This is a genomic window from Klebsiella sp. 141251, assembly GCF_050600725.1.
Taxonomy (GTDB): domain Bacteria; phylum Pseudomonadota; class Gammaproteobacteria; order Enterobacterales; family Enterobacteriaceae; genus Klebsiella; species Klebsiella aerogenes.
In genome coordinates, this window is sequence record NZ_JAQIRG010000014.1 from 79,368 (window position 1) to 95,819 (window position 16,452).

The 16,452-nt window shown below is 55.5% G+C and carries 16 protein-coding genes; 13 read left to right on the top strand and 3 right to left on the bottom strand.

The genetic code is table 11. From position 1 onward, the window contains the following. Positions 1–46: 46 nt before the first annotated feature. The 7 genes from ubiE (at position 47) to tatD (ending at position 5,585) form a co-directional block, all read left to right on the top strand. Positions 47–802 carry a bifunctional demethylmenaquinone methyltransferase/2-methoxy-6-polyprenyl-1,4-benzoquinol methylase UbiE gene (ubiE, locus tag PGR09_RS23290; RefSeq protein WP_045395605.1) on the top strand — a complete coding sequence of 252 codons (756 nt, stop codon included), beginning with the start codon at positions 47–49 and terminating at the stop codon, positions 800–802. Positions 803–815: 13 nt separating this feature from the next. Beyond that, positions 816–1,421 carry a ubiquinone biosynthesis protein UbiJ gene (gene ubiJ / locus PGR09_RS23295; RefSeq protein WP_045395607.1) on the top strand — a complete coding sequence of 202 codons (606 nt, stop codon included), beginning with the start codon at positions 816–818 and terminating at the stop codon, positions 1,419–1,421. Further along, entirely contained in the window at positions 1,418–3,058 is a 1,641-nt protein-coding gene (ubiB, locus tag PGR09_RS23300; RefSeq protein ID WP_200782687.1) for a ubiquinone biosynthesis regulatory protein kinase UbiB, read from the top strand. Before ubiJ ends, ubiB begins: the two co-directional genes overlap by 4 nt. A gap of 131 nt (positions 3,059–3,189) precedes the next feature. Further along, the gene (tatA, locus tag PGR09_RS23305) at positions 3,190–3,441 is read left to right on the top strand and encodes a Sec-independent protein translocase subunit TatA (RefSeq protein ID WP_015368844.1); all 252 of its coding nucleotides are present in this window, start codon (positions 3,190–3,192) and stop codon (positions 3,439–3,441) included. A gap of 3 nt (positions 3,442–3,444) precedes the next feature. After that, a complete protein-coding gene (gene tatB, locus PGR09_RS23310) occupies positions 3,445–3,981 on the top strand; it encodes a Sec-independent protein translocase protein TatB (protein ID WP_320483021.1) in 537 nt (178 codons plus the stop codon). A 3-nt stretch (positions 3,982–3,984) separates the two neighbouring features. Next, complete coding sequence (gene tatC, locus PGR09_RS23315; RefSeq protein WP_015368842.1) at positions 3,985–4,758, top strand: Sec-independent protein translocase subunit TatC; 774 nt, start codon at positions 3,985–3,987, stop codon at positions 4,756–4,758. Positions 4,759–4,790: 32 nt separating this feature from the next. Next, the gene (gene tatD, locus PGR09_RS23320; protein WP_320483020.1) at positions 4,791–5,585 is read left to right on the top strand and encodes a 3'-5' ssDNA/RNA exonuclease TatD; all 795 of its coding nucleotides are present in this window, start codon (positions 4,791–4,793) and stop codon (positions 5,583–5,585) included. 8 nt (positions 5,586–5,593) lie between these two features. On the opposite strand, the gene rfaH is transcribed toward tatD, so the two are convergent. After that, on the bottom strand, positions 5,594–6,082 hold the full coding sequence (gene rfaH, locus PGR09_RS23325) for a transcription/translation regulatory transformer protein RfaH (RefSeq protein ID WP_047045723.1): 489 nt from the start codon (positions 6,080–6,082) through the stop codon (positions 5,594–5,596). A 177-nt stretch (positions 6,083–6,259) separates the two neighbouring features. Between rfaH and ubiD the strand changes: the two genes are divergently transcribed. Both ubiD and fre read left to right on the top strand, forming a co-directional pair. Then, a complete protein-coding gene (ubiD, locus tag PGR09_RS23330) occupies positions 6,260–7,729 on the top strand; it encodes a 4-hydroxy-3-polyprenylbenzoate decarboxylase (RefSeq protein ID WP_047066639.1) in 1,470 nt (489 codons plus the stop codon). Positions 7,730–7,784: 55 nt separating this feature from the next. Then, positions 7,785–8,486 carry an NAD(P)H-flavin reductase gene (gene fre / locus PGR09_RS23335; protein ID WP_008807928.1) on the top strand — a complete coding sequence of 234 codons (702 nt, stop codon included), beginning with the start codon at positions 7,785–7,787 and terminating at the stop codon, positions 8,484–8,486. Between the two features lie 105 nt (positions 8,487–8,591). Here fre and fadA read toward each other — a convergent pair whose 3' ends face one another. Both fadA and fadB read right to left on the bottom strand, forming a co-directional pair. Beyond that, positions 8,592–9,755, bottom strand: coding sequence for an acetyl-CoA C-acyltransferase FadA (gene fadA, locus PGR09_RS23340; RefSeq protein WP_047078530.1), 1,164 nt, complete (start codon positions 9,753–9,755; stop codon positions 8,592–8,594). 9 nt (positions 9,756–9,764) lie between these two features. Then, on the bottom strand, positions 9,765–11,954 hold the full coding sequence (gene fadB / locus PGR09_RS23345) for a fatty acid oxidation complex subunit alpha FadB (protein ID WP_430916555.1): 2,190 nt from the start codon (positions 11,952–11,954) through the stop codon (positions 9,765–9,767). A gap of 191 nt (positions 11,955–12,145) precedes the next feature. Between fadB and pepQ the strand changes: the two genes are divergently transcribed. From pepQ to hemG, 4 genes are read left to right on the top strand one after another with little or no spacing between them, the layout of a single operon-like run. Further along, positions 12,146–13,477 carry a Xaa-Pro dipeptidase gene (gene pepQ / locus PGR09_RS23350; RefSeq protein WP_289578509.1) on the top strand — a complete coding sequence of 444 codons (1,332 nt, stop codon included), beginning with the start codon at positions 12,146–12,148 and terminating at the stop codon, positions 13,475–13,477. Next, positions 13,477–14,091 carry an IMPACT family protein gene (locus PGR09_RS23355; protein ID WP_047078532.1) on the top strand — a complete coding sequence of 205 codons (615 nt, stop codon included), beginning with the start codon at positions 13,477–13,479 and terminating at the stop codon, positions 14,089–14,091. The genes pepQ and PGR09_RS23355 overlap by 1 nt, the downstream gene beginning before the upstream one ends. A 41-nt stretch (positions 14,092–14,132) precedes the next feature. Beyond that, complete coding sequence (gene trkH / locus PGR09_RS23360; RefSeq protein WP_015368834.1) at positions 14,133–15,584, top strand: Trk system potassium transporter TrkH; 1,452 nt, start codon at positions 14,133–14,135, stop codon at positions 15,582–15,584. 11 nt (positions 15,585–15,595) lie between these two features. Then, a complete protein-coding gene (hemG, locus tag PGR09_RS23365) occupies positions 15,596–16,129 on the top strand; it encodes a menaquinone-dependent protoporphyrinogen IX dehydrogenase (RefSeq protein WP_047066646.1) in 534 nt (177 codons plus the stop codon). The last annotated feature ends 323 nt before the right edge of the window (positions 16,130–16,452 follow it).

Consider the following 16,452-nt stretch of genomic DNA (forward strand, 5'->3'; position numbering starts at 1 on the left):
TGTTACACTCGCTGAACATTTTCTTGATAAGTAAGCGGGCATAGAGATGGTTGAGGATTCACAAGAAACGACGCATTTTGGCTTTCAAACGGTAGCCAAAGAGCAGAAGGCGGACATGGTGGCGCATGTATTCCATTCTGTCGCTGCAAAATATGATGTGATGAACGACTTAATGTCGTTCGGGATTCATCGCTTGTGGAAGCGCTTCACCATCGACTGCAGCGGCGTGCGTCGTGGGCAAACCGTGCTGGACTTAGCGGGCGGTACCGGCGACCTGACGGCGAAGTTTTCCCGTCTGGTGGGCGAAACCGGTCGCGTGATGCTCGCCGATATCAACGATTCGATGCTCAAAATGGGCCGCGAAAAACTGCGTAACATCGGTATTGTCGGTAACGTCGAATACGTTCAGGCCAACGCTGAAGCGCTGCCGTTTGCGGATAACACCTTTGACTGCATCACCATCTCCTTTGGCCTGCGTAACGTTACCGATAAAGACAAAGCGCTGCGTTCAATGTACCGCGTGCTGAAACCGGGCGGACGTTTGCTGGTTCTGGAGTTCTCCAAACCGATTCTCGAACCACTGAGCAAAGCCTACGACGCTTATTCCTTCCACGTGCTGCCGAAAGTCGGCGAACTGGTGGCAAACGATGCGGAAAGCTATCGCTATCTGGCGGAATCCATCCGCATGCATCCCGATCAGGAGACCCTGAAAGGCATGATGCAGGAGGCGGGTTTTGAAAGCGTCGACTACTACAACCTGACGGCAGGTATTGTCGCGCTACACCGCGGCTATAAGTTCTGACAGGAGGGACGCTATGCCTTTCGCACCACTGGTTACCGCTGGCATCGAAACGGTTCTTAATACTTTTCTCTGGCGCGACCGCGCGCTTAAACCGGCGCGTCAACGCCTGCTGGGGAAAGTGCTGCGCGTAGAGCTCAAAGAGCTGTCGGCGCCTGTCGTGCTGGCCTATAGCGAGCAGCAAATCGACGTGCTCGGCGCATGGGAAGGCGAAGCTGACTGTACCGTAATTACCCGCCTGAGCGTGCTGCCGCAGCTGCGTAACCGCCAGCAGTTGACCGCGCTGATTCGCAGCGGCGATCTGGAAGTGCAGGGCGACCTGCAGGTTGTGCAGAACATGGTCGCGCTTTGCGATCTGGCGGAGTTCGATCCGGCAGAGCTACTGGCGCCGTATACCGGCGATATCGTCGCTGAAGGGGTTGGCAAGGTGCTTCGCGGCGGCGCTCGCTTCCTGCTGCAGGGCGCGCAAAGCCAGCAGCGCTACGTCGCTGAAGCGATTACCGAAGAGTGGCGACTGGCGCCGGGCCCGTTAGAGATGGCCTGGTTTGCTGAAGAATCCGCCGCCGTGGAACGCGCACTGGCCGCACTGGAAAAACGGCTGGAAACGCTGGAGGGCAAATGACGCCAGGAGAATTACGGCGCCTGTATTTTATCATCCGCACCTTTTTGAGTTACGGGCTTGATGAGCTCATTCCCAAAATGCGTATCACGTTGCCGCTGCGCATCTGGCGGCGAATGTTGTTCTGGATGCCGAATCGCCACAAAGATAAACCGCTGGGTCAACGCTTACGCCTGGCGCTGCAGGAGCTGGGCCCGGTGTGGATTAAGTTCGGCCAGATGCTCTCCACCCGCCGCGACCTGTTCCCGCCGCAAATCGCCGATCAGCTGGCGCTGCTGCAAGATCGCGTCGCACCTTTCGATGGCAAATTGGCAAAACAACAGATCGAACAAGCGATGGGCGGGCTGCCCATTGAAGCCTGGTTCGATGATTTCGCCATTGAGCCGCTCGCCTCCGCCTCTATCGCTCAGGTCCATACCGCGCGTCTGAAAGACAACGGCAAAGAGGTTGTCATCAAGGTCATTCGCCCGGATATCCTGCCGGTGATCAAAGCGGACATGAAATTAATCTACCGCCTGGCGCGCTGGGTGCCTCGTCTGCTGCCGGATGGCCGCCGTCTGCGTCCGCAGGAAGTCGTCCGCGAATATGAAAAAACGCTGATGGACGAGCTGAACCTTCTACGCGAGTCGGCTAATGCTATTCAGCTACGGCGCAATTTCGAAGACAGCCCAATGCTATACGTGCCGGAAGTCTATTCCGATTACTGTAGCGAAGGCATGATGGTGATGGAGCGGATCTACGGTATTCCGGTTTCCGATGTCGTCGCGCTGGAAGCCCAGGGCACCAACATGCAGTTGCTGGCGGAGCGTGGGGTGCAGGTCTTCTTTACCCAGGTGTTCCGCGACAGCTTTTTCCATGCGGATATGCATCCGGGTAATATTTTCGTTAGCTACGATCATCCGCATGACCCGCAATATATCGGTATCGACTGCGGTATCGTCGGCTCGCTGAACAAAGACGATAAGCGCTATCTGGCTGAAAACTTTATTGCTTTCTTCAACCGTGATTATCGTAAGGTTGCCGAGCTGCACGTCGATTCCGGCTGGGTGCCGCCGGATACCAACGTTGAAGAGTTTGAGTTTGCGATTCGCACCGTGTGCGAGCCCATCTTTGAAAAGCCGCTGGCGGAAATCTCCTTCGGCCACGTATTGCTGAATCTGTTTAATACCGCGCGGCGTTTCAACATGGAAGTCCAGCCGCAGCTGGTTTTGCTTCAGAAGACATTACTTTACGTAGAAGGGGTAGGTCGTCAGCTCTATCCTCAGTTAGACTTGTGGAAAACGGCGAAGCCTTTCCTCGAGTCGTGGATTAAGGATCAGGTCGGTATTCCCGCGCTGGTGCGTGCGTTTAAAGAAAAAGCGCCGTTCTGGATTGAACGAATGCCGGAAATTCCTGAGCTGGTGTACCAAAGTCTGCAGCAGAGCAAACAGCTACAGACCAGCGTCGATACCATCGTGCGCGACTTCCAGGTGCGCCACGTGCGCCAGGGGCAGTCCCGTTATCTGTTTGGTATAGGCGCCGTTTTGCTTTTAAGCGGTACGCTGTTATTTATCCACCGCCCGGAGTGGGGCATGATGCCTGGCTGGCTGATGGCCGGCGGCGTCGTAACCTGGCTTATTGGTTGGCGAAAAACGCGCTAACAGGTTTCGCGTTTATTCTGGCGCATTGATTCTTGCGCGAAGTCATGTGAGCGGCCTGACAAAGAGGCGTCTCACCGGATGACGTGTATAATGCGCTCTCATCATTCATCATCTGTCATAGGGGAACGTGTATGGGTGGTATCAGTATTTGGCAGTTGTTAATTGTTGTCGTCATCGTAGTTCTGCTTTTCGGGACGAAGAAGCTGAGCTCGCTGGGTTCGGATTTAGGCGCATCGATCAAGGGCTTTAAAAAAGCGATGAGCGATGACGAAAAATCTGATAAGTCCTCAGCCGATGCAGATTTTGCAGCGAAAACTATCGCTGATAAACAAGATGATGCGAAAAAAGACGAGACAAAACGCCACGACAAAGAGCAGGTGTAATTCGTGTTCGATATCGGTTTTAGTGAACTATTGCTGGTGTTCGTGATTGGCCTCATCGTATTGGGGCCACAGCGACTACCTGTCGCCGTCAAAACGGTGGCCAGCTGGATCCGTACGTTGCGCTCGCTGGCGACCACCGTACAAAATGAGCTTGCCCAGGAGCTAAAACTGCAGGAGTTTCAGGAGAGCCTGAAGAAGGTGGAAAAGGCCAGCCTGGATAATCTGACTCCGGAGCTCAAAGCCTCGATGGATGAACTGCGCGAAGCGGCTGAATCCATGAAGCGTTCCTATACCGCCCACGATCCTGAAAAGGCCAGCGACGAAGCGAACACCATTCATAATCCGGTCGTCAAAGGTAGCGAAGCGCAGCGCCAGGATGTCACGCCGGCGACGGCGGAACACCAGGTCAGCGCTCCGGCACATGCGCCGGAACCCGTTGTCGATGAGTTATCCGCTTCGTCGGCTGAAGCCCCGGCAACTAAGGAAAAAGCCGCCGCGGCAGTGCCAGATTCTTCCCCCGCATCGAGTGATAAAGCGTAAAAAATGGGCGTAGACGAGACTCAACCGTTAATTTCTCATCTGATTGAGCTGCGTAAGCGCCTGCTCAACAGCATTATTGCCATCCTGGTGATCTTCCTGGCGTTGGTTTACTTCGCCAATGATATCTATCAACTGGTATCCGCTCCGCTTATCAGCAAAATGCCGGTAGGCGCGACGATGATCGCCACCGATGTCGCTTCTCCTTTCTTCACGCCGATCAAACTGACCTTTATGGTCTCGGTGATCCTGTCGGTACCGGTCATTCTTTATCAGGTATGGGCGTTCGTCGCGCCAGCGTTGTATAAGCATGAACGTCGGCTGGTCATGCCGCTGCTGGTTTCCAGTACGCTGCTGTTCTATATCGGTATGGCTTTCGCTTATTTCGTCGTGTTCCCGCTGGCATTTGGCTTCCTGACCCACGCCGCGCCGGAAGGGGTATTAGTTTCGACCGATATCCGTAGCTACCTCGATTTTGTCATGGCGCTGTTTATGGCTTTCGGCGTGTCGTTTGAAGTGCCGGTCGCCATCGTCCTGCTCTGCTGGATGGGCGTCACGACGCCGGAAGATTTACGTAAAAAACGGCCCTACGTGCTGGTGGGCGCCTTCGTGGTCGGTATGCTGCTGACGCCGCCGGATGTGTTCTCGCAAACGCTGTTGGCCATCCCCATGTATTGCCTGTTTGAAGTCGGGGTGTTCTTTGCCCGTTTCTACACCGGGAAACGCCTGACGCGTGACGAAGATGCCGCCGCCGAAGAGGCGGAGAGCAAAGAAGAGTAACAACGCCAACCGCCCGTCAGGGCGGTTGTCATATGGGAGTTATGATGTTTGATATTGGCGTAAATCTGACCAGCTCGCAGTTTTCCCGCGATCACGACGAGGTGGTTGCGCGCGCGCAGGCGGCGGGTGTCCAGGGGATGTTGCTGACCGGCACCAATCTGCATGAAAGCCAGCAGGCGCAGCAGATGGCTGGCCGTTACGCCAACTGCTGGTCTACCGCGGGTGTACATCCGCACGATAGCAGCACCTGGACGGAGTCGGTGGCCGAAGAAATCCACGCGCTGGCCCGCCAGCCGCAGGTGGCGGCGATTGGCGAATGCGGTCTTGATTTCAACCGTAACTTCTCAACGCCGCAGGAGCAAGAGAAGGCGTTCAGCGCCCAACTGGCGCTGGCGGCCGAGCTCTCAATGCCGGTATTTTTACACTGCCGTGACGCCCATGAACGGTTCCTTGCGCTGCTGGATCCGTGGCTCAATAAACTGCCCGGCGCCGTGTTGCACTGCTTTACCGGTAGCCGCACGGAAGTGCTTCAGTGTCTTGATAGAGGTTTATTTATCGGTATCACCGGTTGGGTGTGCGATGAGCGGCGGGGACTGGAGCTTCGCGAACTGTTGCCGGCGATCCCGGCGGAACGTTTGCTGCTGGAGACCGACGCGCCATATCTGTTGCCGCGCGACATGAAGCCGAAGCCCTCCTCGCGGCGCAACGAGCCCGCTTATCTGCCGCATATTCTGGCAAGCGTAGCGGGCTGGCGAGGCGAGGAAGCGCAATGGCTGGAGGAGGTTACGGATGCGAACGTCAGGAAGCTGTTTGGCGTGCGCTTTTAACCGCGCCGTCAGATTTTATAGAAGTCGGTATTTTTAACGCTTTGCAGGACCTGTTTATTCAACAGATTGAGGAGCAGCATGGAGCGTGCTTCACCGTCGGGCTCGGTGAAGATAGCCTGCAGTCCTTCAAAAGCGCCGTCGGTGATTAACACGCTGTCGCCTTCATGAGGCGTTTCCGGGTCGGTAATGCCTTCCGGTTTATAGATGGAAAGCTGGTGAATCACGTCTGAAGGCACCACTGCCGGTTGGGCGCCAAAACGGACGAAACTGTTCACTCCGCGGGTGGCGCTGATGGTGGTGGTATGGATAACCTCGGGGTCGAATTCGACGAACAGATAGTTTGGGAACAGGGGCTCGCTGACCGTAGTACGTTTACCACGGATGATTTTTTCCAGCGCGATCGTCGGCATCAGGCAATTGACTGCCTGACGTTCAAGGTGTTCCTGGGCGCGCTGAAGCTGCCCACGTTTGCAATAAAGTAAGTACCAGGCTTGCATAATGACTCTTTCCGCTTTACTACCTGCAAGCATAACAAAAGCCCGGAACAATCGCGAAAACCATTATAAGCGAAAGCGTAAATAGCCTGTTCATTTACGCTTATTTAACAAAAGTACAGCATCGTTGCGGCGAAAATCGTATAATCAGCCGCTAGTATAGAGGTCAATAATAACTCCATGAAATACCACGATCTACGCGACTTTCTGACATTACTTGAGCAGCAGGGCGAGCTAAAACGGATAGCCCTGCCGGTCGACCCGCACCTGGAAATTACCGAAATTGCCGACCGCACCCTGCGTGCCGGCGGCCCGGCGCTGCTGTTTGAAAACCCGAAAGGCTACTCAATGCCGGTGCTGTGCAACCTGTTTGGCACGCCGCGCCGCGTGGCGCTGGGGATGGGCCAGGAAGACGTCAGTTCGCTACGGGAAGTCGGGAAGCTATTGGCCTTTCTGAAAGAGCCGGAGCCGCCAAAAGGCTTCCGCGATCTGTTTGATAAGCTGCCGCAGTTCAAGCAAGTGCTGAATATGCCGACCAAACGTCTGCGCGGCGCGCCTTGTCAGCAAAAAATCATCCAGGGCGATGACGTCGATCTCAACAAAATACCGATTATGACCTGCTGGCCGGAAGATGCCGCGCCGTTGATTACCTGGGGGCTGACGGTGACCCGAGGCCCGCATAAAGAGCGGCAAAATCTGGGTATTTATCGCCAGCAGCTGATCGGCAAAAATAAACTCATCATGCGGTGGTTGTCCCACCGCGGCGGCGCCCTGGATTTCCAGGAGTGGTGCGCGGCGCATCCCGGCGAGCGTTTCCCGGTATCCGTGGCGCTTGGCGCCGATCCGGCGACCATTCTGGGCGCGGTGACGCCGGTGCCCGATACCCTGTCGGAATATGCTTTCGCAGGCCTGCTGCGCGGCACCAAGACCGAAGTGGTGAAGTGCGTTTCCAATGACCTTGAAGTGCCGGCTAGCGCGGAAATTGTGCTTGAAGGCTATATTGAGGCCGGCGAGATGGCGCCGGAAGGGCCGTACGGCGATCATACCGGCTACTACAATGAAGTGGACAGCTTCCCGGTATTTACGGTGACCCATATTACCCAGCGCGAAGACGCGATTTATCATTCGACCTATACCGGTCGCCCGCCGGATGAACCCGCGGTGCTGGGCGTGGCGCTGAACGAAGTCTTTGTGCCGATTCTGCAAAAGCAGTTCCCGGAAATCGTCGACTTCTATCTGCCGCCGGAAGGATGTTCCTATCGCCTGGCGGTGGTCACCATGAAAAAACAGTACGCCGGTCATGCCAAGCGCGTGATGATGGGCGTCTGGTCGTTCCTGCGCCAGTTCATGTATACCAAGTTCGTGATTGTTTGCGACGATGACGTGAACGCGCGCGACTGGAACGACGTGATTTGGGCGATTACTACCCGTATGGACCCGGCTCGTGATACGGTACTGGTAGAAAATACGCCAATAGATTATCTGGATTTTGCCTCGCCGGTTTCCGGCCTGGGTTCAAAAATGGGGCTGGATGCCACAAATAAATGGCCTGGCGAAACCCAGCGTGAATGGGGTCGTCCAATCAAAAAAGATCCTGAGGTGACGGCGCGCATCGACGCCATCTGGGATGAACTGGCCATCTTTAAATAACAGTAAGCGGGGCTAACGCCGCTGTTTTGCTCTATAGACCCGACAGAGGGGACGCATGACAACCTTAAGCTGTAAAGTGACCTCGGTGGAGGCGATTACCGATACCGTGTATCGCGTTCGATTAGTACCGGAAGCGGCATTCTCTTTCCGCGCCGGCCAGTATCTGATGGTGGTGATGGACGAGCGCGACAAGCGTCCGTTTTCTATGGCTTCCACGCCGTCAGAGCATGAGTTTATCGAGCTGCATATCGGTGCTTCTGAACTCAATCTGTATGCGATGGCGGTGATGGATCGCATTCTGAAAGAGCGTGAAATTGAGGTTGATATTCCGCATGGCGAAGCGTGGCTGCGCGATGACGAAGATCGTCCGCTGATTCTGATCGCCGGTGGTACCGGATTCTCTTATGTGCGTTCTATTCTGTTAACCGCGCTGGCGCGTAACCCGGATCGCGATATCGCCATTTATTGGGGCGGCCGCGAGGCTAAACATCTGTACGATCTGGCCGAGCTAGAAGCGTTAAGCATCAAGCATCCGAATCTGCGCATCGAGCCGGTGGTCGAGCAGCCGGAAGAAGGATGGCGCGGCCGTTCCGGTACGGTACTGACTGCGGTGCTGCAGGATTACGGTACGCTGGCCGAGCATGATATTTACATTGCCGGTCGCTTTGAGATGGCCAAGATTGCCCGCGACCTGTTCTGTAATGAACGCGGCGCGCGCGAAGACCGCCTGTTTGGCGATGCGTTTGCCTTTATCTGAAAATAAAAAACCCGCCCCTGACAGGCGGGAAGAACGGCAACTAAACCCCCTCTAATCCATTATTGCCTGTTGGCTGGCAGGCAATAATGGCATCGAGTTTTTTACCTACATCCGCTCAAATACGGTGGCGATCCCCTGGCCTAAACCGATGCACATGGTTGCCAGACCGAACTGCGCGTCTTTACGTTCCATCTGATTGATCAAGGTGGTGCTAATACGCGCCCCGGAACAGCCCAACGGGTGGCCGAGCGCGATCGCGCCGCCGTTAAGGTTGATCTTCTCGTCAATCTGCTCCATTAACCCCAGATCTTTAATACACGGCAGGATCTGCGCGGCAAACGCTTCATTCATTTCAAAGACGTCGATATCGCTGGTGGATAATCCCGCTTTTTTCAGCGCCAGCTTTGAGGCCGGAACCGGGCCATAACCCATAATGGACGGATCGCAGCCGACCACCGCCATTGAACGGACGCGAGCGCGCGGCTTCAGCCCCAGCTCGCGGGCGCGGCTTTCGCTCATCAGCAGCATCGCCGCCGCGCCGTCGGAAAGCGCGGAAGAGGTGCCCGCCGTTACCGTGCCGGTCACCGGATCGAAAGCCGGTCTCAGCGCCGCCAGCGCTTCGACGGTGGTTTCCGGGCGGATCACTTCGTCGTAATTGAAGGATTTCAACACACCATCGGCATCGTGACCGCCGGTCGGGATGATCTCCGCTTTAAATGCTCCGGATTGCGTCGCCGCCCAGGCGCGAGCGTGAGAGCGTGCGGCGAATTGATCCTGCATTTCACGGCTAATGCCGTGCAGACGCGCCAGCATTTCCGCGGTCAGCCCCATCATACCGGCGGCTTTCGCCACATTACGGCTAAGGCCCGGATGGAAATCGACACCGTGGCTCATTGGTACATGGCCCATGTGCTCAACGCCGCCAATCAGGCAGACGCTGGCGTCGCCGGTTATGATCATACGGGCGGCATCATGCAGCGCCTGCATGGAGGAACCGCACAGGCGGTTAACCGTTGTCGCCGGTACCGAGTGCGGGATTTCCGCCAGCAGCGCGGCGTTACGGGCAATGTTGAAACCCTGCTCCAGCGTTTGTTGCACGCAGCCCCAGTAAATATCGTCAATCGCGCTCGCCTCAAGGGACGGGTTACGCGAAAGCAGGCTTCGCATCAGGTGTGCGGAGAGGTCTTCCGCGCGCACGTTGCGAAAGGCGCCGCCCTTTGAACGGCCCATCGGGGTGCGAATTGCATCGACAATGACAACCTGTTCCATTGTGACTCCTTAAGCCGTTTTCAGTTCGCCAACCGGACGGGCTGGTTCTACTGGAGGATAATACGCTTCGTTATGACGGGCCTTGTTACGCAGACCCTCCGGCACGGTATAAAGCGGGCCGAGGTGCTGGTATTGCTGCGCCATATCGAGATATTTTGCGCTGCCGATGGTGTCCAGCCAGCGGAATGCGCCGCCGTGGAACGGAGGGAAGCCCAGGCCGTATACCAGCGCCATATCCGCTTCCGCCGGGCTGGCGATAATGTCTTCTTCCAGGCAGCGAACAACTTCGTTAACCATCGGGATCATCATACGGGCGATAATCTCTTCATCGCTGAAATCGCGCTTCGGCTGGCTGACTTCGGCCAACAGACCATCGACCGCGGCATCTTCTTCTTTTTTCGGTTTGCCTTTACTGTCTTCTTTATAACGCCAGAAACCGAGGCCGTTCTTCTGGCCGAAACGGTTGGCGTCAAACAGCGCGTCGATCGCATCGCGATAATCTTTCTGCATTCGCTGTGGGAACCCCGCCGCCATTACCGCCTGGGCATGGTGCGCGGTATCGATGCCGACAACATCCAGCAGATAGGCCGGGCCCATCGGCCAGCCAAACTGTTTTTCCATTACTTTATCGACTTTGCGGAAGTCCGCGCCGTCGCGCAGCAGCTGGCTGAAGCCTGCGAAGTAGGGGAACAGGACGCGGTTGACGAAGAAGCCGGGACAATCATTCACCACGATCGGCGTTTTGCCCATTTTGCTGGCCCAGGCCACGACTTTGGCAATGGTCTTATCCGAAGTTTTCTCACCGCGGATCACTTCAACCAGCGGCATGCGATGTACCGGGTTAAAGAAATGCATACCACAGAAATTCTCCGGGCGCTGCAGAACGCTGGCCAGCTCGCTGATAGGAATCGTTGAGGTGTTGGAAGCCAGCACGGTGTCCGGACGCACTTTCTCTTCGGTTTCCGCCAGTACCGCTTTCTTCACTTTCGGGTTTTCCACCACCGCTTCAACGACGACGTCCACGCGGTCAAAACCGCTATATTCCAGCGTTGGCTGAATGGTGCTAATCACTCCGGCCAGCTTCAGGCCGTCGATTTTTCCGCGTTCCAGCTGTTTATTCAGCAGCTTCGCCGCTTCGGTCATGCCAAGGGTCAGCAATTTGTCGCTGATGTCTTTCATCACCACCGGCATGCCTTTCCAGGCTGATTGATAGGCAATACCGCCACCCATAATGCCGGCGCCTAATACGGCGGCGTGCTTCGGTGTTTCGACATCTTTTGTCAGCTTTTTCGCTTTCGCTTTGACGTACTGGTCGTTAAGGAAGATGCCGACCAGCGCGCGCGCTTCGTTGGTGTGCGCCAGTGGGACAAAACTTTGGTTTTCCAGTTTCAGCGCGTCGTCACGACCAAGACGCGCGGCGGCTTCGATGGTTTTTACCGCGGTGATCGGCGCCGGATAATGTTTTCCAGCGGTTTGCGCGACCATGCCTTTGGCAATAGTAAAGCTCATGGCGGCTTCAATTTTGCTGAGCTTCAGCGGTTCCAGTTTCGGCTGACGTTTGGCTTTCCAGTCCAAATCGCCATTAATCGCCTGACGCAGAATCGCCAGCGCGCCGTGATGCAGTTTTTCCGCGGCAACAATGCCGTCAACGAGGCCAATTTTCAGCGCTTGATCGGCGCCGACGTCTTTACCGGCGGCAATAATTTCCAGCGCGCTATCGGCGCCGAGCAGGCGCGGCAGACGTACGGAACCGCCGAAGCCAGGCATAATGCCCAACTTGGTTTCCGGCAGGCCGATGCGCAGATCCGGCGTCGCGAGGCGATAGTCGGTCGCCAGCACGCATTCGCAGCCGCCGCCCAGCGCATAGCCGTTAACCGCTGACAACGTAGGAACCGGTAAATCTTCCAGGCGATTGAAGACGCTATTGGCAAAGTGCAGCCACTGGCTCAACTGTTCTTCCGGCACCAGGAATAGCGAAAGGAATTCGGTGATATCGGCGCCGACGATAAAGGCCGCTTTTTCAGAGCGCAGCAGCAGCCCTTTGAGATCTTGTTGTTTTTCGAGTACGTCCAGCGCGTGACCGAGGCTGGCAACGGTTGCAGTATCAAGCTTGTTAACCGAGCCGGGGGCGTCGAAAACCAGTTCGGCAATGCCATCTTCCAGCCAGTCGAGGTACAGGGTGTCGCCTTTGTAGAGCATGTCAGTCTCCTGAATCCAGCAATATGATCTGGTCATACCAGATGACTCGGAGTGTGGAATTTATGTTAAGAAAATGCAAATTACTCTTTAAATAATTGCTGGTCGGATCACATCCGGTAGAAATCACCCGGCCTGGAGCCAATGTGCTAAGATGCGGAGAATCACGATCCAATAAAAGCAAAGGATAAAAGATGGAATCACTGGCCGCGCTTTATAAAAATCATATCGTTACCCTACAAGAACGTACCCGCAAAGTATTAGACCGCTTCAAGCTGGATGCTCTGCTGATCCACTCCGGCGAGCTGATTAATGTCTTCCTCGACGATCATCCGTATCCGTTTAAAGTAAACCCGCAATTTAAGGCGTGGGTGCCGGTGACCCAGGTGCCAAACTGCTGGCTGCTGGTGGATGGCGTGAATAAACCGAAGCTGTGGTTCTATCTGCCGGTCGATTACTGGCACAACGTTGAGCCGCTGCCGACCTCTTTCTGGACCGAAGAAGTGGACGTGATTGCGTTGCCGAAAGCCGACGGCATTGGCGTTCAACTGCCCGCGGCGCGTAGCAATATTGCGTATATCGGCCCGGTGCCGGAGCGTGCTATCGGTCTGGAGATCGCGGCAGACAAAATCAACCCGAAAGGCGTTATCGACTATCTGCATTATTATCGCGCTTACAAAACCGACTATGAGCTGGCTTGTATGCGTGAAGCGCAGAAATCGGCGGTCAACGGCCATCGCGCGGCCCACGAAGCTTTCCAGTCGGGGATGAGCGAGTTCGATATTAATCAGGCTTACCTGACGGCGACCGGTCATCGCGATACCGATGTTCCTTACAGCAACATCGTGGCGCTGAATGAGCATGCGGCCGTATTGCATTACACCAAGCTGGATCACCGTGCGCCAACCGAGATGCGCAGCTTCCTGTTGGATGCAGGCGCAGAGTACAACGGCTATGCCGCGGACCTGACGCGTACCTGGGCAGGTCACAGCGACAACGACTTCGCGCAGCTGATTAAAGACGTTAACGACGAACAGCTGGCGTTGATCAGCACCATGAAGGCCGGCACCAGCTACGTGGATTACCATATTCAGTTCCATCAGCGCATCGCAAAGCTGCTGCGTAAACACCAGCTAGTGACCGGCATGAGCGAAGAGGCGATGGTGGAAAACGATCTGACCGGGCCGTTTATGCCACACGGGATTGGTCATCCGCTGGGCCTGCAGGTTCATGATGTCGCCGGTTTCATGCAGGACGATACCGGTACGCATCTGGCGGCGCCGTCGAAGTATCCTTACCTGCGCTGCACCCGTATTCTTGAACCGCGTATGGTGTTGACCATCGAACCAGGCATCTACTTTATTGAGTCGCTGTTGGCGCCATGGCGTGAAGGGCAGTTCAGCAAGCACTTCAACTGGCAGAAAATTGAAGCCATGAAGCCGTTTGGCGGGATCCGTATCGAAGATAACGTGGTGGTTCACGAAAACAGTATCGAAAATATGACGCGCGACCTGAAACTGGCGTAATGGAAAGTTGGTTGGTGCCGGCCGCGCCGGTGAGCGTTGTTGAAGAGATCAAAAAGAGCCGTTTCATCACGCTGTTGGCGCATACCGACGGCGTGGCGGCGGCGAAAGCGTTTGTCGAATCGGTCAGGGCTGAGCACCCGGACGCTCGTCATCACTGCGTGGCGTGGGTTGCCGGTCCTCCGGATGATTCACAGCAGCTGGGGTTCTCTGACGATGGCGAACCGGCGGGAACGGCAGGTAAACCCATGCTGGCGCAGCTGATGGGCAGCGGCGTCGGCGAGATAACCGCGGTGGTGGTGCGCTACTACGGTGGTATTCTGCTGGGTACCGGCGGCCTGGTGAAGGCCTATGGCGGCGGCGTCCATCAGGCGCTTGCGCAGTTGAAAACGCAGCGCAAGACGCCGTTAACCGCATATACTTTGCAATGTGAATACGGACAGCTGGCCGGGGTAGAAGCGTTGCTGGCGCAGTTCTCGGGCATTATTGTGGAAAGCGAATATCAGGCGTCTGTGCAACTGCGCGTCGCGCTTCCGCAAGCTGAAGTGGCCCCTTTTTCAACAAAACTGGCTGATTTTAGTCGTGGTTCATTGCAATTACTGAAGATTGACGAATAATCCCCACCTGATTTTTTTGTAACCCAAAGGAAGCGCCAGAGATGCATTTTCGCGCGATAACCCGAATCGTTGGACTGTTGGTCATCTTATTTTCGGGGACGATGATTGTCCCGGGATTAGTGGCCCTGATATATCGCGATGGCGCGGGGCGAGCTTTCACCCAAACCTTCTTTGTTGCCCTGGCGATTGGCTCCATGCTGTGGTGGCCGAACCGCAAGCAAAAAGGCGAACTGAAATCCCGCGAAGGGTTTCTCATTGTCGTGCTGTTCTGGACCGTGTTGGGCAGCGTCGGTGCGTTACCGTTTATCTTTGCTGAACAGCCTAATCTGACGGTGACGGATGCCTTTTTTGAATCCTTCTCCGGCTTAACCACTACCGGTGCGACGACGCTGGTGGGGCTGGACTCACTGCCTCATGCCATCCTGTTCTATCGCCAGATGCTGCAGTGGTTCGGCGGTATGGGGATCATCGTGCTGGCGGTGGCGATTTTACCTATCCTCGGCGTCGGGGGGATGCAGCTCTACCGGGCGGAAATGCCGGGCCCGTTGAAAGACAATAAGATGCGCCCGCGTATCGCCGAGACGGCAAAAACGCTGTGGCTTATTTATGTCTTATTAACCGTCGCCTGCGCATTGGCGCTGTGGTTTGCCGGAATGCCGGCATTCGACGCGATTGGCCATAGCTTTGCGACCATCGCTATCGGCGGCTTCTCAACTCACGATGCCAGCGTCGGCTACTTTAATAGCCCGATGATTAACTCCATCATCGCCATCTTCCTGCTGATCTCCGGCTGTAACTATGGCCTGCACTTTTCGCTATTAAGTGGACGCAGTTTGCGGGTTTACTGGCGTGACCCGGAATTCAGAATGTTTATCGGTGTTCAGCTAACCCTGGTTATCGTCTGTACACTGGTATTGTGGCTACATAATGTCTACGGCTCGGTGTTAACGACGCTGAACCAGGCGTTCTTCCAGGTAGTGTCGATGGCGACGACCGCTGGGTTTACCACCGACAGTATTGCGCGCTGGCCGTTGTTCCTGCCTGTGCTGTTACTTTGCTCTGCGTTTATCGGCGGCTGCGCCGGGTCAACGGGCGGTGGTTTAAAGGTCATTCGTATTCTGTTGCTGTTTAAACAGGGGAATCGTGAACTTAAACGCCTGGTGCATCCAAACGCGGTCTATAGCATTAAGTTAGGTAACCGCGCGCTGCCGGAACGTATTCTGGAAGCCGTATGGGGGTTCTTCTCCGCCTATGCGCTGGTCTTTATCATTAGTATGTTGGCTATTATCGCTACCGGCGTTGATGACTTCTCTGCTTTTGCTTCAGTTGTGGCGACGTTGAACAACCTGGGGCCAGGGCTTGGGGTCGTTGCCGATAACTTTGCGACAATGAATCCGGTCGCGAAATGGATCCTGATTGCTAATATGCTGTTTGGTCGTCTGGAAGTGTTCACCTTATTGGTGCTCTTTACCCCCACTTTCTGGCGCGAATAACAGGAGTGCTCGTGAAAACTTTAATTCTTTTCTCCACCCGTGACGGGCAGACCCGTGAAATTGCCTCATACCTGGCCTCCGAACTTAAGGAGCTGGGAATTGATGCGGATACCGTGAACCTGAACCGTACCGACACGGTTGAGTGGCATCACTACGATCGCGTCGTGATTGGCGCCTCTATACGCTATGGGCACTTCCATCCTGCGCTGGACCGCTTTGTGAAAAAGCACCTGGCATCACTGCAGGCTTTGCCGGGAGCATTCTTCTCGGTAAACCTGGTGGCGCGCAAAGCGGAAAAGCGGACGCCGCAAACCAACAGCTATACGCGCAAGTTTCTCCTTAATTCGCCGTGGCAGCCGCAGAGCTGCGCGGTATTTGCCGGCGCGCTGCGTTATCCGCGCTATCGCTGGTACGATCGCTTTATGATTCGTTTAATTATGAAGATGACCGGCGGCGAAACGGACACCAGTAAAGAAGTGGTTTATACGGATTGGCCGCAGGTGGCCAGATTCGCTCAAGAAATCGCGCAAATGACGAGCAAATAGCGCGTAAAACTCGCGTTATGGTGGAAAATCGAGCGAACGAAAAGTTTTTTTGAATTTCCTCTTGTCACTTCAGAATTACCCCCTATAATGCGCCACCACTGACACGGAACAACGGCAAACAAGCCGCCGGGTCAGCGGGGTTCCGGTGAGAACCTCGCGGAGAAAAGCAAAAATAAATGCTTGACTCTGAGGCGGGAAAGCGTAATATGCACACCCCGCGCCGCAGCGAAAACGAAGCGGCACTGCTCTTTAACAATTTATCAGACAATCTGTGTGGGCACTCAAAGTGACATGGATTCTTAACGTCCTCGGACGAAAAATGA